17 protein-coding genes are annotated in these 18,583 nt (G+C 38.3%); 9 read left to right on the top strand and 8 right to left on the bottom strand.

Annotated elements, in window-relative coordinates; translation table 11 throughout:
- Positions 1 to 174: 174 nt before the first annotated feature.
- From QSJ81_RS08840 to QSJ81_RS08815, 6 genes are all read right to left on the bottom strand, one after another.
- Positions 175 to 399: a DUF2164 domain-containing protein gene (locus tag QSJ81_RS08840; RefSeq protein ID WP_285717049.1), complete on the bottom strand. Its 225-nt coding sequence runs from the start codon at positions 397 to 399 to the stop codon at positions 175 to 177.
- Between the two features lie 69 nt (positions 400 to 468).
- Entirely contained in the window at positions 469 to 1,233 is a 765-nt protein-coding gene (locus tag QSJ81_RS08835) for a serine hydrolase (protein ID WP_285717048.1), read from the bottom strand.
- 101 nt (positions 1,234 to 1,334) lie between these two features.
- On the bottom strand, positions 1,335 to 1,856 hold the full coding sequence (locus QSJ81_RS08830; protein WP_285717047.1) for a dihydrofolate reductase: 522 nt from the start codon (positions 1,854 to 1,856) through the stop codon (positions 1,335 to 1,337).
- A gap of 186 nt (positions 1,857 to 2,042) precedes the next feature.
- Positions 2,043 to 2,999 (bottom strand): 2-hydroxyacid dehydrogenase, encoded by a 957-nt coding sequence (locus QSJ81_RS08825; protein WP_285717046.1) that lies wholly within the window; start codon positions 2,997 to 2,999, stop codon positions 2,043 to 2,045.
- 85 nt (positions 3,000 to 3,084) lie between these two features.
- On the bottom strand, positions 3,085 to 4,491 hold the full coding sequence (pdxR, locus tag QSJ81_RS08820; protein ID WP_285717045.1) for a MocR-like pyridoxine biosynthesis transcription factor PdxR: 1,407 nt from the start codon (positions 4,489 to 4,491) through the stop codon (positions 3,085 to 3,087).
- 101 nt (positions 4,492 to 4,592) lie between these two features.
- A complete protein-coding gene (locus tag QSJ81_RS08815; protein WP_285717044.1) occupies positions 4,593 to 5,774 on the bottom strand; it encodes an MFS transporter in 1,182 nt (393 codons plus the stop codon).
- A 751-nt stretch (positions 5,775 to 6,525) separates the two neighbouring features.
- On the opposite strand from QSJ81_RS08815, the gene QSJ81_RS08810 reads away from it, so the two are divergent.
- Entirely contained in the window at positions 6,526 to 7,278 is a 753-nt protein-coding gene (locus tag QSJ81_RS08810) for an exodeoxyribonuclease III (protein ID WP_285717043.1), read from the top strand.
- Positions 7,279 to 7,603: 325 nt separating this feature from the next.
- Here the strand turns inward: QSJ81_RS08810 and QSJ81_RS08805 are convergent, their stop codons facing one another.
- On the bottom strand, positions 7,604 to 8,803 hold the full coding sequence (locus QSJ81_RS08805) for an MFS transporter (protein WP_285717042.1): 1,200 nt from the start codon (positions 8,801 to 8,803) through the stop codon (positions 7,604 to 7,606).
- A 675-nt stretch (positions 8,804 to 9,478) separates the two neighbouring features.
- Here QSJ81_RS08805 and QSJ81_RS08800 point away from each other — a divergent pair.
- The 8 genes from QSJ81_RS08800 (at position 9,479) to QSJ81_RS08765 (ending at position 17,069) form a co-directional block, all read left to right on the top strand.
- A complete protein-coding gene (locus tag QSJ81_RS08800) occupies positions 9,479 to 11,377 on the top strand; it encodes a TonB-dependent receptor plug domain-containing protein (RefSeq protein ID WP_285717041.1) in 1,899 nt (632 codons plus the stop codon).
- Positions 11,378 to 11,508: 131 nt separating this feature from the next.
- Positions 11,509 to 12,156: a MotA/TolQ/ExbB proton channel family protein gene (locus QSJ81_RS08795; protein ID WP_285717040.1), complete on the top strand. Its 648-nt coding sequence runs from the start codon at positions 11,509 to 11,511 to the stop codon at positions 12,154 to 12,156.
- Entirely contained in the window at positions 12,143 to 12,553 is a 411-nt protein-coding gene (locus QSJ81_RS08790; protein ID WP_285717039.1) for an ExbD/TolR family protein, read from the top strand. The genes QSJ81_RS08795 and QSJ81_RS08790 overlap by 14 nt, the downstream gene beginning before the upstream one ends.
- Positions 12,554 to 12,556: 3 nt before the next feature.
- Positions 12,557 to 13,252, top strand: coding sequence for an energy transducer TonB (locus QSJ81_RS08785; protein ID WP_285717038.1), 696 nt, complete (start codon positions 12,557 to 12,559; stop codon positions 13,250 to 13,252).
- A 127-nt stretch (positions 13,253 to 13,379) separates the two neighbouring features.
- Positions 13,380 to 14,480, top strand: coding sequence for a FecCD family ABC transporter permease (locus QSJ81_RS08780; protein WP_285717037.1), 1,101 nt, complete (start codon positions 13,380 to 13,382; stop codon positions 14,478 to 14,480).
- Positions 14,481 to 14,487: 7 nt separating this feature from the next.
- Positions 14,488 to 15,273 carry an ABC transporter ATP-binding protein gene (locus tag QSJ81_RS08775; protein ID WP_502929643.1) on the top strand — a complete coding sequence of 262 codons (786 nt, stop codon included), beginning with the start codon at positions 14,488 to 14,490 and terminating at the stop codon, positions 15,271 to 15,273.
- Positions 15,274 to 15,284: 11 nt separating this feature from the next.
- Positions 15,285 to 16,325 (top strand): ABC transporter substrate-binding protein, encoded by a 1,041-nt coding sequence (locus QSJ81_RS08770; RefSeq protein ID WP_285717036.1) that lies wholly within the window; start codon positions 15,285 to 15,287, stop codon positions 16,323 to 16,325.
- A 93-nt stretch (positions 16,326 to 16,418) separates the two neighbouring features.
- Entirely contained in the window at positions 16,419 to 17,069 is a 651-nt protein-coding gene (locus tag QSJ81_RS08765) for a TetR/AcrR family transcriptional regulator (protein WP_285717035.1), read from the top strand.
- A 402-nt stretch (positions 17,070 to 17,471) separates the two neighbouring features.
- On the opposite strand, the gene QSJ81_RS08760 is transcribed toward QSJ81_RS08765, so the two are convergent.
- Positions 17,472 to 18,578, bottom strand: a complete 1,107-nt coding sequence (locus tag QSJ81_RS08760; protein ID WP_285717034.1) for a phosphotriesterase family protein — start codon at positions 18,576 to 18,578, stop codon at positions 17,472 to 17,474.
- Between the last annotated feature and the right edge of the window lie 5 nt (positions 18,579 to 18,583).

The raw sequence follows: 18,583 nt of genomic DNA, 5'->3' as shown, positions 1-18,583 counted from the left end.
AGTACAAATAACAATGTGTATATCCTTCAACACATTCCCATAAATACCTCCCATATTTTTCTGTTTTTATCTATAATTAGCGATATAATTACAATTTTCACTCAACTTCGACCTAATATAATCCCGATAGAAAAAAAAGCTGGACATTGTTATTAGCAACAATGTCCAGCTTTTTCATTTCTCAAGCCCATATAAATCTTCAATCTTTTCGCTCATAAAAGTATGCGCATCTCTAATACCTTGATTATAAATAGCAGCACCTACTTTTTCAATCATTACATCGAGTAATAGCTCAGCGGCTAGCTGTCCAATCTCTTCTTCTCGCTTTTCCAAGAAATATTTCTTAATTTCATCAAGGGCTTGCTTCCTTAATTCTTTTGACAAATTAAATGGTGTCATATTATATTAACTCCCTTATCTAAAAATATAAATTTCCGCGTGATACCTCTGCAAGGGTCCGATGTAAACTTATTTCCTTCGTAATGCATTATAGAGCTTTGCTGATTCGGCCGCAATGAAATTACTAGAATACTCATGATCTGCTGTAACAGTATAGAAACTAATTAATATGGGATCATGTCCATCTTCTATTACGCCAACGTCACAAAGAACATCGTCTAATTCTCCTACCTTGTGGAAGACTTTCGTCAGCATATAACGAGGAATCTCCTCATGGAAGATAGTGTTTGCTAGTTCACCCTTTAATACTTCACTCTTATCCCTTGGTAAATATTTGTTTCTATAGATGTTTTCAAAGACCTTTGCCATTTCATATGGGGTCGTCACACTATGATATTGATACTTAGTAAAGGCAGCTTCGCTATGTATTTGTGTCTGACGAAGACGAAGATCTTTTGTTACTTTACTTAAAGCATCTGCTTTATTTGTTTTAATCTCATCTAATAACTCATAGAAAGACCCATTATCACTAATCGTCATCATTAATTCAATATCTCGGTCGTATGTACTGGCCTTATCTGCATCTGCTTTAGGATAAAGATATTTATACGTTGCTAAAGCAACAACTAATTTGCTAGTCGAAGCCGTAGGAAAAATGTCATCTTGACTAAACTCAATCGTATTTCCAGTATTCAAATTCTTGGCAAAAACTCCAACTCTCCCACTGAACCCTTGGAAGTCTTTCTTAATTTCTTTTTCAAGAGCAGAAGCCGCGAAAACGTTTGTCGTGAACAGCGTTAGCACAACTACAAGTGTAACAATTTTTTTATTCATTTAGCACCTCATTAAAGTTAATTCCCTATTTATTGTAACATAGTATTTTGCTATTTTCTGTTATTACCAAAGAGGAAATTTAACCCATAGGGTGTACTTTTTTATGTTACGGCATAAGTAGGCCAATCCTTCTGTACCTTATTTTCATAAACCGTAAATCGATAGTTTATATCCTTATAATTTTGTAAACTACTTTCCTCAACTAACTTCCAATCTGGAAGAGCATCTAAATTGGGGAAATATTTATTTGCCACATAGCTTTTGTCAATTCTAGTAACATATGCCTCTGAACAATATGCTATAAGTTGCTCATATATAGATTCTCCTCCTATTACAAAAATCTCCTCAGAGCTATACTTCTTGGTTTCCTTAAACAGTGCGGTTAGAGAATTACATACTATCATTCCCTCGCAATTAGTAACGCGATTTTTTGTTAATACGATATTAATTCGATCCTGAAGGGGTCTACCACCAGGTAGAGATTCAAAAGTAGCTCTTCCCATTACGACTACTTTTCCAATTGTTTTTTCTTTAAAGTACTTCATATCTGCTGGGATGATCTCCAGTAATTTTCCCTCGTACCCAATAGCCCAATTTTGATCAACTGCTACAATTATTTTCATACAACCTCCAAAAAACATTCAATCTCATAAGAAAAGACTTGGCTTAGGCCAAGTCCTCAGACGCAGGCAGAAGCCTTAGTCGTTCTTACTTTGAATCAAGGAAGTGTTATACTTTCTGATTCCGTAAAATAAACAGTAATCCTTAGTTAGTATTACCCTTCTAAAGATTACTGTGGTGATAATTAGTTAATTTACAACGTTAATTGGTTTTTCCTGGAGAAATGCTGCCACATTATCCGCCATGAGTTCCAGCAATCTCTGTCTAGATTCTAAACGTCTCCACCCTATATGAGGTGTTAGAATCACGTTATCCATAGAAAATAAGGGATTATCTAATTCTGGTGGTTCTGGATCTTGTACATCAAGAGCCGCTCCGGCAATTTTCCTTTGTTCTAACGCTTCAATTAAATCCGTTTCTTTGATGATTGCCCCCCGGGATGTATTGATAATATAGGACGTAGGCTTCATTAGCTGTAATCGATCTTTATTAATAAGATGTTTGGTGTCAGGAGTAAGAGGACAATGAAGGCTAACGAAATCACTTTGTTTTAAAAGTTCCTCAAGAGAAACATTTTGTATCTTTGGATTGCCCCAAGGCTTCGGAGTGCGATTGTAAACAAGAATATTCATTCCTAAAGCTAACGCAATATTCATTACTTCCCTACCAATGGCGCCTGCACCAACAATTCCAAGGTTTTTTCCCTGTAGCTCGAAATGTGGATACTGCAAATGTTTTGTAAAATTATCAAAATTTTTCTTTTGGAGCATAATCTGCTGCTGAATCAAGGAAGAACTTAAGTTCAATATAAAGGTAATTACCAACTGAGCAACAGCTTCTGTACTGTAACTAGGAACGTTTAAGACAATGATCCCTTTTTCCTTGGCGGCTGCAATATCAATATTATTATAGCCAGTGCCTGCTTCACAGATGACTTTTACTGAAGAAGGAAACTTTGAAATCAAATCCCTTCCTACGGGCAACTCCTTCGTAATTACAATATTTTGATCCTTCACTCGTTCTAGAATTTCTTCATTACTACTTGCATCGTATTTTGTAACCGTAGTGAGTTTCGCTAATGAAGAAAAATCAAGTTTGTTATCAAAATCCAATTTTGCTACATTCAGAAAGACTGTGTTCTTCATGGTTACCCCCTGTTTTTGGAATATTATAACTATAAGTATATTTATGCTCTAGAAAACTGTCAACACTTATCAAGACCGTCAATACTTACTGCGCTGAAAACCATGCATCTCTTAATAAATTTATTCCATTTTTCATCTCTTCTGCCGGGATTTTAGAAAAGTATAATACTACTTGCGGTAATTTTTCTGGTGAGCGTTCCAAATAATAATCCTGGACAGGAGCTACACGACAGCCTTTTTCAAGTGCTTGTTCTGCTAATTTTTCCGCCGGCAATTCAGATTTCAAACTAAGTAGGATGTGAAGACCAGACTCGTTCTCATTTACCTCTACCTTATCACCTAAAATTGCTTTAATTTCAGCCAAAAACAATCTTCTTTTTTCATGATATAGTTTACGAAGGCGCCGTATTTGCCTTTCCAAATGACCATCTGCCATATAGTGAGCAAGGGCCAGCTGTTCAATTGTAGAAGCGGTCTGGTTGTATAAAGATGCTTTTTTTTGATAAATTCCTAAAAACTCTTCAGGTAATACCATATAACTAATGCGTATAGAAGGTGGAACTATCTTTGACAACGACCCTAAATACACAACCTTGCCTCTTTGATCAAGCCCCTTTAAGGCAGGTATTGGACGACCAAAATAGCGAAACTCACTATCATAGTCATCTTCAATAATTATACCCTTTTTTTCTTCCGCCCAATTTAACAACTGGCTTCTTTTCGCTATGGGCATAATATAGCCAGTAGGAAATTGGTGAGATGGACTTACATAAACAAGTTTTTCACCGCTACTAACTAGCTGTTCCATATCAATACCATCTTTTTGCATGGGTATTGGGGAAATTTGAAAGGAATGATCCGCAAAAATCCGTCTGCCATTTTTAAATCCTGGTTCTTCAAAAGCGATACTTGAATGTTCTAGTTGCAAAATGCTACAAAGCACACTCAAGAGACTTTGTACACCTGCGCCGATGATAATTTGTTCTTTGTGAGCCTGTACGCCCCGTGATTTTTGGATATATTTTGCTATTTCTCTGCGCAATTCGTCTTCGCCTTTTATATCCCCATAGCCAAAAAGACGCTCCTTCTGTAAAAAGGCTTTATTAATATATCCTTTCCATAAAGCAAAATTAAACCCCTCTTTATCCATATCGCCACTTGCAAAATCATAACAAATCTTATTGTGCTCTATATCTAGCTGATTATCCTGACTTAGGATGGAGGGAGTCGGTGTTTTCAAAACAATTCCTTCAAATTTCTTCACAGTATATCTAGAACGATCATAATTCTCAATATAACCTTCACTCATAAGCTGTTGGTATGCTTTTTCAACCGTTATTTTGCTAATCGAGAGATCTTTTGCTAGCCCTCGTATGGACGGCATTTTTTCCCCTTCCTTTAGACGATTGCTTTCAATTGCCGCCTTAAAATGTGTATAAAGTTGTAAATATAAAGGGGTTTTGCTATTTGCATTAAGTATAATTAAATTCATAATTCCTCCAAGTCATGCCTATTATCAAAATAACCCTCTCCATAGATAATAAAAATTCTGCAACGTTTCTAAACTAACGTTGCAGTTTTTTTACTGCAATACTAAGCCATCTTTTTTCTTGAGAGTTTGAATAGGACAAGTAAACCAAGTAAAATCAATACGCTACCCGTAAAAAGAAAAACAGGCTTAATTCCAAACCAAGAGCTAATAAATCCACCCAATATAGGTCCAACCATAGAACCCATTTGATTTGCCGTTGTGGTAAGTCCAAAAATACGTCCTTGAAAGGCCTTATCGGTAGAATTAACGGCAATGGTATTGATGGCAGGATACACACCAACTATAAATAGGCCAAAAACAAATTGTAAAATACTAAAACTATAAATACTGCCAGCAAAAAATTGCCCCATATTAAATACACCAGCACCAACAAAAGCAAACACCAATATATTCAAAAATCCCTTTCGCTGACCAACCTTTCCCCATGTTGGGGCGGCTATAGCACCGGCAATCCCTGCTAAACTATAAACAATACCTGCCGTTAGTGCGACTCCTTCCATATTCCCTTGAAGCTCTGCTACATAGAGAGATATCAAAGGCTGAAGCATCATACTAACCATCTGTACACTAAACAATAGTAGTAACATTTCTACTAATTTACGATTATGAAACGCCCGTTTTAGATCGTCAGTAATACTCCCCTCACTTGGCGGATTATTATTTTCTGGTTCTTTTACCAACATCCCTACACCAATTGTACCCAAAAAGATAATCCCTGCTGCTATAACAAAGGATAAACGCATACCAAAAAGATGGGATAACCCGCCACCTGCCAGCGGGCCCAAAATCCCGCCAATTAACAATGCAGTTTGCATAAAACCTAAACTAAAGCCCATTTTATCCTTTGGCGTTGATGAAGCAACAATCGCCATAGATGCGGGAACAAAACCATTAGCAAAACCTTGCAGAATTCTAACAATTAATAAATCGATTGGATTTCTAACGAATGCGCCTAAGAAATATACCACTGCCAGACTAAAACCTGCCCGCATGATCATACGCCTTTTGCCTGTCTTATCTGCACATCGCCCCCAATAAGGTGCCATTAATCCAGCAACTAAAAAAGAAACAGAAAATATAACCCCAGACCACATATTCACTTCATTTTGACTTACCCCAATATCCAAAAGATATAGAGGCAAAAACGGAATCACCATTGTATAACTTGACCCCGATAACATAACTGCTATTGATAAAACCCACAGATTTCTACGCCAATTCAATAATAACGTCTCCCAACCAATTTTATGCAAATTTTAATAATGAGCTGCCTATTTTTTAAACTATATCACAAAGAAGATTGCGATTCCAGTGACCCATGCCCTTTTTTCTATTACTATAATCATTTGGAATTAAAATTACATGTTAATTTATTCTGAATTTAATGAATTTTCTATCAAAAATACTTTATTGTTAGAATTTATTATGATATACTGAAATTTTATGAATTTTTTCAATTTTAAAGAAAATAACAGCAAATCTTATCTATTTGAACTAAATGCGCCTTAATGTTATCAGAGTGTTCTTGCAAGGATTTGATAAATTTTGTGGAAACAGCTAAACTAGGAATTGCCTTATATATATGTGAATTGTCTAACGCATCTTCCCCGTTATCTTTTTATATCTATATTTTACATTAATGAATCGACAAACAAATAAAACTGTAAAGGAAGGATTGATATTATGGTTCTGAAACTTGGAGCATTTGCTTTCGTTTTTATCGCAGCTAGCTTATTTGTGTTAAACTTAGTTCATATGACCCATCTTATTTAATCTGATAATACGGCAAGGAAAATAGCGTACGACTATGAGGCATATGAAAAACCCAAACCATCTATGGTTTGGGTTTTTCTGTCGCAATTTTTAGCAAAAAAGAGGTATTTTCTTATTTATAGTAAATAGTATCTACTAATGTCAATTAACTGAGAGGCATCATCTTAGTTGTATCACAGCATATAGAAATGAGGATTGTATATGAAATTAGTATCATGGAATGTAAATGGACTTAGAGCATGCCTTGGTAAGGGCTTTGAAGATTTCTTTAATAATATAAACGCTGATATTTTTTGTTTACAGGAAACAAAGATGCAGCCCGATCAAGCCCAATTGGATCTCCCTGGCTTTGAAAAGTACTGGAATAGTGCCATTAAAAAAGGTTACTCTGGTACAGCTGTGTTCACACGTATTAAACCTCTGTCAGTAACCTATGGCATGAATCTAGAAGAACATGACCAAGAAGGCCGTATCATCACAGTAGAATTTGAAGATTTTTTTCTCGTAAATGTTTATACACCAAATTCAAAACGTGAGCTTCTGCGTCTAGATTATCGTATGAGATGGGAAGATGACTTTCGAACCTATCTTAAAGAGCTAGACAAGAAGAAACCAGTGATTATCTGCGGTGACCTTAATGTTGCTCACGAAGAAATCGATATCAAAAACCCAAAATCCAATCGACGCAATGCGGGCTTTACCGATGAAGAAAGAGGCAAAATGACAACTCTTTTACAAGCTGGATTTACAGACAGCTTTAGATACTTACATCCAGATGAGAAGGATGCTTATACTTGGTGGTCCTACATGATGAAAGCAAGGGACCGTAATATTGGTTGGCGTATTGATTATTTCCTTCTTTCTGATCGGTTAAGGGATTCTATGAAGGCCGCTACAATTCATTGTGAAATCATGGGCAGTGATCATTGTCCTGTTGGGTTGGAAATATTTTAAAATTAGATTATAGAGAAATCATTATGATTTTCATCATAAGAAAAACGCTACGCGTCCTTTTAAAAGATAGACGTTTTGAAACACAAAGACACAAAGCCGCTTACGCGGACAAGGAGAACACAGAGGGGTAGAATAAAAATGTCTCTTGTGTTTAACGTACTCTTTTGTGTGCTGCGCCGCAGCATTGCGTCTTTGTGGTTCAATGGTTTTACCCCAAAAAACTTATACTTTCTGATTCCGTAAATAAACTCCAGAAAAGTACTGCAAACTTTTCTGGAGTTTATTCTATTCAGTAGGTGTACCCATCTTTTGAACCAAAGTTCCTTTATTCCGTTAAAGTAACGCCCTTTTCCCTGATGGCGATAATAGGTATAGCCAAGCTAATTAGTATCAACACTGCCCCGAACATATAAGGAAGATCGATATGTATATCAAATAAAATACCTGCCGTTGCTGGTCCGATAATAATGCCTAAACTCGTATAGGCATTACTCATACCAGCAACAAATCCTTGTTCTTGCCCCGCCATTTTTGATAATAACGTATTAATTGCTGGACGCAAGATAGAGGTAACAGAAATAAAAAGAGTTGTAACAAGCAATATGTAGTAAAAATTTCCTGTCAATAACATCAGTACTAGAAATAAAGCAGATAAGAGCAGACTTACATTAATGACCTGTCTTTCGCCAAATTGACGCAACAACCAATCAATTAATATACCTTGCATCAAAACGCCCATCAGCGCACCTACCGTAAGCAAAATTGCTATATCTTTAGGCGTAAATCCATATTTAGCATCTACATATAAGCCAAAGACTACCTCAACATTCACTAATCCAAAGGTCAAAATAAAAATGAGTACCAAAAGATACAAATAGGGAGCTTTAAAGGACAACGCAATTTGCGTGAAAATATTCTCCCGTTTTTTCTGCGATCTTCTAGCATCTATTTGTTTTTCTCTGGATAAGGTTTCTGGCAGTACAAAAATCGCTGCCCCCATAGAGAAGGCAGATGCAGCAGCTGCTACGTAAAAAGGAAGATGTATATCATAATCTGCTAGAAATCCGCCAATTCCAGGTCCGATAACAATGCCGAAGGACATGGCGGCCCCCATCCACCCAAGACCTTTACCACGATTCTCCTCCGTAGTAATATCGGCCACATAAGCCGTGATAGCTGGAGTTGTAAAGGCAATTCCTATGCCTCCTATTAATCGAGAAATATAGAGCATCCAGAGGTCATTTGCAAAACCGAAAATATATTGTGACACACTAAACATACCAATACCAAGAACAAGAATAATTTTTCGCCCATATCGATCACACCATTCACCTGCAATTGGCGAAAAACATAATTGGCTGAGCCCCATAGCGGATACTAAATAACCAAGGGTAGCACCACCCACCCCAAAATCTTGCATGAATTTTGGTAACACAGGAATAATCAGGCCAACACCAAGTTGAACAATAAACATGTTCACAATTAAAATCATCATAGGTGCATTTCGACTGCTTAATTTATTCATATAGTAAAAATCCCACTTTCGTATCGTTGAATATCATAGGGTCTATTAGTCTATTAATAGTTTATATAATAGAGATAATCATTATCGCTGTATAGTATACAATACTCCGTTTCATTATACAATTGTCTCTTATTCCAAACAATTTTAAAACATCCACATCCCTAAATAGATGAATAAATAGTAACCATGATCCTTAAATTATAAGCAATTACCTCTCACCAAGGAAAAAATAGAATAATAATTAATATAAATTAAATGTATTGACTTACAATTTTAAAAAGTCTATAATCTAATTGATTATGATTATCATCATCAATTAATGTTATAAGGTTCCAATTCTGACTGTTGTCAGTCATTATCATCAAGTACGTTGGAATCAAACTTGATGATTGCTTCTGAAATTATATTTTTTGTTTTTGTCTAAAAATCTTTTCATTGATCTAGCTACTAGATGATTCCAGGTAACTAGTGTGATTGAAATGCGAAAGGAGCTATGCTGTTAGGAATAACAAGATAAGAATGCCAATTGACTGACTGTTGTCAGTCAATTAATGGTTGTGCAAGTACTACCGCCCTACTTCCTACATAAGTTAAATTTTTTTCTCAATTATCTAGGCCAATTCATATCCCCTATAAATTTAGATTTTATTTACCGGAAAATGAGAGGAGACTATTATGAACAAAAAACAACGAAAATTATTATGCTCACTGATTGGTGGCACTTTATTATGCAGCATGTCAGGAATAGCCTCAGCCGAGGAAAATTTTAATTTTGATGAATATGTAGTAACTGCCAACCGCATGCCCGTAAAAATGTCAGAAGTTGCAGCCAATGTCACTGTCATCACCCAGGAAGAAATTGAAAAAGGCGGCTTTACTAGCGTACCTGATATACTAAGCAAAAGCAATGTTGACCTGCGAACAAATGGCAACAATACCGTCCCCGTGCTCAATGGAGATGATCGCGTATTAATCCTAGTAGATGGTCGCAGAATGAATTGGGATCATCTTGTTATCAGTGGAAACAGCCACGCTGGCGTAAATCTTGATGTCTTACCTGTAAAGAATATTGAGCGTATTGAAATCGTCCGTGGCCCTGCTTCTTCTTTATATGGTAGTGATGCCGTCGGAGGCATTATTAATATCATTACCCGCAAAGCAAAAACCGCCAGTACTTCAATTTCATCCGAATTTGGCAGTTGGGGCCTACGCCACTATAGCCTAACTACCGAAGGCAAAGAAAATGGAATTGGTTATCTGATTACAGCAGAAAAGAAAAAACGAAATAATTTTGAATATAAGAATGCTAAAACCGGTAAAACGGAGACTAGCCGAGATAGTCAGGTTGATCAAGAATATATGACGATGAAGTTAGATAAAGAACTGAGCAATGGAAATTCTCTTTCTCTAGATGTTGAGCATGGAGATGATGAATCCGGCTTTGGTAATCCAAATGGAAACCCTCTTTTCCAATACCCAGGCGGTTACCGCAAGATAGTAGATAATAACGTTGCACTAACTTACCATTATGGCCAGCAAAAGGGAGCTGAAAATTTCTTCCGTGTATATCGCAACACATCGGAACAAGAATATTTTAAGTCCTTAAACTCGGTCGCTAATCTTTATGCTAATGGCTTTAATTGGCAAGAAAACTGGCAACTTAGCAAAGGTCATACTTTAACTGGCGGTGTAGATTGGCGTGAAGAACATATCGATGACAAAGCATCCATTAATAAAGGCTATACAAATAAGGCACTCTTCCTAGAAAATCGTTGGTTGTTAGCGAATAACTGGTCGGTGACTGCCGGGACGCGTTATGACGATCATAGTATCGTTGGCGATAATTTTAGCTCACGTATTACGGTAAATCGAGAATTAAGCCCTACTACTAATGTCTATGCATCGTGGGGACAATATGTAAAAAATCCTACAATTGCGGAACTTTTTAGCAATACAGAGTACTGGATTGGCAATCCAAATCTTAAACCGGAAGAAGGAACTACAACGACTCTAGGCATCAATACCAAACTAGGGGATGGGACAAAACTACAGGCCAGCATTTACAGCAGCCGCCTCAAAAATGCTCTAGAGTGGAAGGGTTTTTGGCCACTACCTGATCCTGGCTATTACTATAATGTTAGTAATGAAAAAAGACAGGGCTTAGACTTAAACCTGACGCGCCAACTATCACCTCAATGGAACGTAGGAGTTGGTTACACTTACTCTAAGACTGAAATTAAGGACAGTACATCAACTGACTTTGTGAACTATGACCGTAATAGTCAACCAAATGGTTATCGTTTGAATGTACAGTACGATCAAGATAAGTGGGATGCCAGTCTTACACTACGGAGTGCAACGGGCCGCAGTCTGAAAGAGTATACATCTAAATCCTATGTAACTCTTGACCTGATAGCCAACTATAAAATCACTCCTGAAACCCGTGTTTATCTCAAAGGCTACAACTTAACGAATAAGGCTTATGAGTTAAGCTCTTCCAATGGCTTCGGTGATCCTGGAACCTACCCAATGCCAGGACGAAACTTCTATCTGGGTGTAGAACACCGCATGTAATCTAAGCAGATCTAAATGGGTGGCACTGAATAACCACCTTCCCTAATAAAAGATGTACTGCTAGCTTATTGCAAGTTGGCAGTACATCAACATTTTATCCGATTCAATAAAAACTAAAGGAGAGTTCAATCATGGAATTTTTATCACAATGTCTAAGCCTATTTCACAAGGGCGGCCCCGTTATGTACCTCCTTGTATTATGCTCATTTGCCGTAATCACCATTGCTATAGAGCGTTTTTTATATTATAAAGGTGTCTCTACGGATACCCAGGCCTTTCTTACCAAACTGCAACCTTTATTGGAACGGCAACGCACTACGGAAGCAATACAATTATGCGAAAAGATGCCAAAGGTAGTCAGTCACGTAGCACTAGAGGGATTAAAAGCGTATCAACGAGGCAGCAATGTAGAAAATGCGTTAGAAAGTGCGGCACAATTATCCTCGGCAAGATTGCGAGAATCACTGAACTTTCTTAGTGCCATCGTTACCCTCTCTCCTCTATTTGGACTGTTAGGAACGGTTATTGGTATGATCAATTCCTTTAGTGTGTTTAATGTGCAAGCAGGTCAACCAATGGCAATTACTGGCGGTGTAGGCGAAGCATTGATTGCAACAGCTACAGGTTTAACAGTCGCAGTTATGGCATTACTTTCCCATACTTACTTTTGTCATCGTTTAGATAAATTTGTTACTGACATGGAGCAGGTGTGTGCAACAACCATTAATTACTTATTAGCTAAAAAAACAGCGCGGAGAGAAAATCATGAAATTGCGTAGTTTACGGGTAGAAAATCAACCAGAATTGATGATCATCCCTATGATTGATATTATTTTCTTTCTACTAGTTTTCTTTATGATTAGTACCTTATCCATGGTAGAACAACACACCATTCCTGTGAATTTGCCCCAGGCTTCAACCGTAAAGCAAGAGATCCCTAGAACTGTCAACGTCACAGTTATGCAAAATGGGCAAATTTTATTTGATCAAGAAGAAATTCCTCTATCTCTGCTTGCAAAGCGGGTTGGTATAGAATTAATGAAGCAACCAGACAATGTCTTCATATTACGAGCCGATAAACAAGTAGAATACGGCAAGGTGATTACTGTATTAGATGAATTAAAGCAAGCAGGTGCCCATAAAGTATCTGTGGCTACAGAACAGAAAGGACGGTAGAAAATGGCATATCATCTACGCTGGCGAAAAGCCGTCATAGTCTCTTTTTTCTGCCATATTTTCTTTTTTGCAGGTGCCGGTTATTTATCAGCTCAATTGTTAGCTACACCATTACCTCTAGAGCAATATGTAGAATTGGAGTTAATGAATGAATCTCAAGAAACTGCTAGAGATTCTGTTATAACAAATATGCAAGCAACACCTACACCCCTGTCGCCTTCTAATCCATCTCTTGCTAAAACGGAACAGCCGGCCTCCACACCAATTCCTAGCGTATCTACGTCTGCTTTATCTATGGTGACAACGGATGCCTCCTCCCTCGGCAATACTAGCGGTAGTGAAGCAGCAACTGGTTCCTCTGAAGCCGCTACTCCTAGTAGCAGTAGTGGTCCTAGTTCAGGTAGTAGAGGAAAATCAGGAGGCATTATCCCGCCCAGCATTTTAAGTAAGGCAGATCCATCTTATCCTCAATCGGCAAGGCAAGCAGGCCTAGAAGGTACCGTTGTTCTTAAGGTACAAATTTTAGAAACTGGCCGTGCAGGCAATATCTCCATCTCTCGTTCCTCGGGACATGAAATTCTAGATGATGCGGCTATAGCAGCTTTAAGAGAATGGCGTTTTGCTCCCGCCAAAGAACGTGATAGCGGCCTGGCTATATCGTGTTATACGACGTTACCAATTTCTTTCCGTTTACATTGATGGCTAAATCGTACCTTTTTTATATAGGGGCACCCCTTAAAATGAGTATTGAGAACTTTTTTCCCAATAGTCATCTTAAGGGGTGCTAGATTTACAAACAAAAAATACGTAGGAGATTCACATTTACATGACGCAATTACAACTACGACAACCCCTTCAATATGAAACCATAGTTAAGAAAAGAAGAAATTTCATGCTATTGATAATAGCTCTAATCGTCGCCACCTTACTTTCCATCTTACTGGCAGTTTCGTTAGGAACGGTACAAATCGCCCCAGAAGAATCTTATCGCATCCTACTATATAAAATGTTTAACTATAATGTAGGCGATTTTATCAGTCAAGTATCGCCTTCTCATATGGATATCATATGGCAGATCCGCTTGCCCCGGGTTTTAATGTCTGTTATCCTTGGTGCTGGTTTGGCCATGTGCGGCACGGTAATGCAAGCTACTGTACAAAACCCTTTGGCCGAGCCTTCTATCTTAGGCATTTCTGCTGGTGCTGCCTTAGGTGCTACTTTTTCCATTTTAATTGGCGGCACCTCAGAAATATTCTTTGGTTTTGGTACGGCATTTTGGGCTTTTTTAGGCGCATTGGGTGCTTCCTTCTTTGTTTTGCTATTATCGGGTATCGGCAGTCAAATGTCCACGGTCAAAATGGTTTTATCTGGCGCTATTGCCAGTGCCTTATTTATAGCACTCTCCAACTTTATTATTTACATGTCGAGTAATGCAGAAGGTATGCGTACCGTCACTTTTTGGACGATGGGCTCACTTGCTGCTGCCAAATGGGATAATCTAGCTCTGCCAGCCATTGGAGTTGGTCTTTGCTGTTTATTTTTCCTTTTTCAATCCCGCATGCTCAATACCTTACTCCTTGGCGAGGAAGCTGCGATTACCTTAGGAGTTAATTTAGTAAAAATCCGCCGAATTTACTTACTGCTTACAGCCTTAACCACTGGACTCATCGTTTCTACTTGTGGTATCTTCGGTTTTGTTGGATTAGTCATTCCCCATATAGTAAGGGGCTTGGTAGGACCAGACCACAGACATTTAATGCCCGGTACCATCCTGGTTGGGGCCATTTTTCTCACTTGGGCTGATGTATTGGCCCGAATCCTCTTAAAAAGTGGCGAATTACCCATCGGTATTATCACGTCCCTAATTGGCGCGCCTTTTTTTATGTATATTCTTTTTAAACATTCTTTTGACTTTGGAAGTAAGTAGGAGGTACATGATGGATCTAGCACTGAACAATATCAATATAGAACTTGGTGATAAACAGATTATTCAAGATGTCTCTATGTCTGTAGAAAGAGGGGAGTTTGTCGGGATTATTGGGCCTAACGGCAGCGGCAAGTCAACCTTGCTCCGCACCATTTACCGAATCATAGAACCGACTAATGGAACTATTCTTTTTGACGGACAGAATCTAAAAAATGTAAAATTATCCGAATCAGCTAAAAAGATGGGCGTCGTAGGCCAATTTAATAGCATCAGTTTTGACTTTACCGTTTTTGAAATGGTTATGATGGGACGCACTCCCCACAAAAGCTTACTTGGCGCGGACAGACCGGAGGATTATGAAATTGCTCTAGAAGCCATTCAAAAAGTAGGTATGGAAAACCAAGTCAATCGCAGTTTTTCCACCTTGTCTGGTGGAGAAAAGCAACGTATCATACTTGCCCGCGCCTTAGCGCAGCAACCAAAACTACTAGTATTGGATGAGCCAACAAATCACCTCGATATTAAGTATCAATTACAGATTCTTTCTATTGTAAAGTCATTAGGCATTGGCATCTTAGCTGCTTTACATGACCTTAGTCTTGCTGCAATGTACTGTAGTAAGTTGTACGTAATGAAAGATGGACAACTAATAACTAGTGGAGTCCCTAACAAAATCCTTACACCACAGCTAGTTCGTGAAGTATATGAAATTGAGTGTGACATTAAGGAAAACCCTGATACTGGCTATTTAGCAATCACCTATTATCCCGACCAGTACGCCTCATCGATGTAAGGAGATTCATAATGGATAAAATTAAAGGGTACCTATTGCCTGTCTTTCTACTGTTGCTCCTAGTGTTGCCCCTTGCTGCTTGCAGTCCACTAAACACAACACCCCCTGCATCACAAGCAACAGCTACTCAATCAAATGACTCTTACTATCCCCTTACCATTACCAATTATGATACAAATGAAAAGGAAATTTCTTATACCTATAAAAAATCACCCAAAAGAGTCATAATTACCCATCCCGGTGCAACGGAGCTTATGCTAGAACTCGGTTTAGAGGATCATATACTATCAACTGTTGCCCCCTATGGGGCAACCTTAGATCGTTTGGCTGCAAAGTATGCTAAACTTAATATTCTCAAGGCCCAATACGACCCATCCCAAGAAGAACTAGTCGAAATGCAGCCTGACATGCTTATTGGTTGGGTTCATCAATTTACTTCTCACGGCTTAGGTGAGGTAAAAACTTGGCAAAACCGAGACGTTGCCACCTTTATCTTGCAAAGTACGTTAACTAAAACCAAGCCTACGCTAGAGAATACAGTTTATGCCACTATTTCCGATCTTGGCAACATCTTTAATATACAAACGAAAACAGATGAATATATAAGGCAAGCAAAAATACGTGTAACCAATGTGGAGAACGCCGTCAAAGATGTCAAGCAGAAGAAAACAGTCCTCATATTACAAGATCACCTGAATGGTACATTCTCTTTGTATGACAATCACTATCTGATTAACCATATGATTACTCTTGCTGGTGGTATAAACCTCTGTCAAGATCCGGCTTCCTTTGTCGGCGCAGAAAAGGTTTTGGGCTTTGATCCTGATTTTATTTTAGTGGTCTCAACCAGCAGAGAAGATAGCACTAAGGATATGACAGATAAAGAAGCTATAGAAAGTCTGCAAAAAATCAAAGAACTACAGAGTATGAGAGCCATTCGAACAGGAAGTATCATCAACTTACCTTTCTTCACTGTTAACAACGGTGGAGTACGTACTATTGATGCTATAGAAAAAATTGCAAAATCATTATATCCTGACCACTTCCACTAATTTTCCTTTACCATACTAAAGCATCCAACTATTGACAACAACGAAAATCTTATTTACAATACTACTGACTTGTGTCAGTTAGGTAAAAGTGAGGTGCTCTATATTTCTAGAATTACAAAAGATCCAGAGGTTCGCCAGGCTGAATTGCTAGATACAGCACAAGAACTATTTATTTTGACAGGATATCAACAAACCACAGTAAGTGCCATTGTGAAAAAAGTGGGTGTAGCCCAGGGAACTTTTTATTACTATTTTGCTTCCAAAGAAGCCATCTTAGAAGCAATCTTTGCTCGTCACGTAACCAATATGGTAGCCGAAGTCCAGTCCTTTTACTTAGAAGAAGATACAGTTTTAGCAAAGTTACAATTATTTTTCAATCTTTTTTACAAGCTATGCTACTATGATGAGCCTGGCTTGATTGGTAAAATACTGTATAAGGAAAAACAAGGGGAATTGATCAACAAACTATGGCGGCAAATGCTGCTCATTACGACTCCCCTATTACGGCGCATTCTAGAACAAGGCAATCAAGAAGGGCTAACCCATGTTGTACATATGGAAGAAACCTTTTCTTTTTTTGCTGGTATTATGGGCTCCTTATTAGAAGCCAGTTCTCCCTCAGAATTTGGGCATGAAGCGGATCCAATCGTCGTAAAAAACAAATTGGAAATCGCGGGAAAGCTGATAGAAACTTTATTGGGTGCACCTCTTAATAGTATCCACTTGGAATTCCCTCTTCCATAACATCTTTCTTTGAGCACTTCTATCATGATCTTCTTTAGTAAGAAAAACACTACGTGTCCTTTTTGAACCACAAAGACACAAAGGTCACAAAGAGGTTCTATTCATTCCATTTTCTTTGTGTGCCGCGATAGCGGCATTGTGTCTTTGTGGTTCAATCTCTTTAACTAGAAACTTATAAATTCTGATACCCACAAGAGACAAACTTTAACACATATTTAAAACACAGAGGTGCAGAGGACACAGAGAAAATAGGTAGTTATAAAAACCCCCTCAGCGCTCTCTGCACCTCTGTGGTTCGTCATTTTTCTCATCCCTTTTAACCAAATCATTTTCTTTTTATAATAACAAAAGAGACCTGACTCATACGAGTGCAGGTCTCTTTTTACTGAGTTTAATAATAGGTCAAAATGCGAGAATCCTAGCTGGATTTTCTATAGTTATTTTATAGATGTCATTGTCTGAAACACCGCATTTTTCTAATGCTGGTATTACAAAGTCAGTAAGACGTCGATACCCTTCTCCCCCCCCCCTACGGGTAGCTAGTTTCGTAAACACATCATTTCCGATGACTAATTGTCCTGCATAACCATCCTGAATCAAAGCTACCATTCCCGCTAGTGTATACCAATCCGGATAATGGGCAAAACCTAAAGGCTCATTATCCGCCTCAAACCCTAGAGGCGTAAAAGAAAGAACAAACCCACTAGCAAGTAATTCCCTAAGTAGGCTAATATCAAAGGGCACATGACCCGGGTTAGTTACCAACTCTTTAATGGACAAAGCGCCCATCAAGAACTGAACGTGGCACAGAATAGTCCTTTCTGGAATACAACCTCCTCGGTAAAGAGGTGGTAACACATGTTCCCGCACTTCATCGGGCATTACATCTGCCCCTAAATGAACCTGTAATGACAAGCCTGTTTCCTTGGAAACGAAGGCTGCTGCCGACAAATAAATATCGAGCTGTTTGGTAGGTTTTTCGTAGGCAGCTTTAATATGACCAGGCAAAATCCCTGTATCACCAATGCCTTGGGTTATTTCCTGTCGTAAAAATCCAACATACTGTTCAAAAGTCATATCTCGGTAAATGAATGGCCAAGTATCTTCTGCATATAAACCTGTAGAAGCCACAATGTGAACTCCGGTACGCTCTGCTATGCGCCTAATAGCAATCAGATCATCCGGTGAACTTCGTATGCCAGGGGCACTTACCTCAAGAATCGAGTCACCACCACTCTCTTTAAAATCGGCCACTTCCGCTGCCATTATCATCTCATCGTCTAGTAACATATTATCTAAGGATAGTACGATATCATGCCTTAGAGCCGAACGATTCTCTAATGTCAACTTATCTTCTGCTCTTATGCTGTGACGACTTGGAACAAAACAACTCTTCCTAGTCCGATGACGAAACATGGAACAGTCTGAAAGAACATGCTCATGCATAGAAGTGAGTCCAAGCTCCTCGGGTGTAATGGGTCCGCAAACCGTCATAATCTTAGGCAGCATATTAT

It is taken from the genome of Pelosinus sp. IPA-1, from assembly GCF_030269905.1.
GTDB lineage: Bacteria > Bacillota > Negativicutes > DSM-13327 > DSM-13327 > Pelosinus.
The sequence above is the reverse complement of the archived record's forward strand: the minus strand, read 5'-3'. Positions and strand labels throughout refer to the sequence as shown.

Bases quoted from the DNA above. Each gene is read 5' to 3' on its own strand.
- QSJ81_RS08840 (WP_285717049.1), bottom strand. From the start codon at position 399: ATGACACCATTTAATTTGTCAAAAGAATTAAGGAAGCAAGCCCTTGAT.
- QSJ81_RS08835 (WP_285717048.1), bottom strand. From the start codon at position 1,233: ATGAATAAAAAAATTGTTACACTTGTAGTTGTGCTAACGCTGTTCACG.
- QSJ81_RS08830 (WP_285717047.1), bottom strand. From the start codon at position 1,856: ATGAAAATAATTGTAGCAGTTGATCAAAATTGGGCTATTGGGTACGAG.
- QSJ81_RS08825 (WP_285717046.1), bottom strand. From the start codon at position 2,999: ATGAAGAACACAGTCTTTCTGAATGTAGCAAAATTGGATTTTGATAAC.
- pdxR (WP_285717045.1), bottom strand. From the start codon at position 4,491: ATGAATTTAATTATACTTAATGCAAATAGCAAAACCCCTTTATATTTA.
- QSJ81_RS08810 (WP_285717043.1), top strand. From the start codon at position 6,526: ATGAAATTAGTATCATGGAATGTAAATGGACTTAGAGCATGCCTTGGT.
- QSJ81_RS08805 (WP_285717042.1), bottom strand. From the start codon at position 8,803: ATGAATAAATTAAGCAGTCGAAATGCACCTATGATGATTTTAATTGTG.
- QSJ81_RS08800 (WP_285717041.1), top strand. From the start codon at position 9,479: ATGAACAAAAAACAACGAAAATTATTATGCTCACTGATTGGTGGCACT.
- QSJ81_RS08795 (WP_285717040.1), top strand. From the start codon at position 11,509: ATGGAATTTTTATCACAATGTCTAAGCCTATTTCACAAGGGCGGCCCC.
- QSJ81_RS08790 (WP_285717039.1), top strand. From the start codon at position 12,143: ATGAAATTGCGTAGTTTACGGGTAGAAAATCAACCAGAATTGATGATC.
- QSJ81_RS08785 (WP_285717038.1), top strand. From the start codon at position 12,557: ATGGCATATCATCTACGCTGGCGAAAAGCCGTCATAGTCTCTTTTTTC.
- QSJ81_RS08780 (WP_285717037.1), top strand. From the start codon at position 13,380: ATGACGCAATTACAACTACGACAACCCCTTCAATATGAAACCATAGTT.
- QSJ81_RS08775 (WP_502929643.1), top strand. From the start codon at position 14,488: ATGATGGATCTAGCACTGAACAATATCAATATAGAACTTGGTGATAAA.
- QSJ81_RS08770 (WP_285717036.1), top strand. From the start codon at position 15,285: ATGGATAAAATTAAAGGGTACCTATTGCCTGTCTTTCTACTGTTGCTC.
- QSJ81_RS08760 (WP_285717034.1), bottom strand. From the start codon at position 18,578: ATGCTGCCTAAGATTATGACGGTTTGCGGACCCATTACACCCGAGGAG.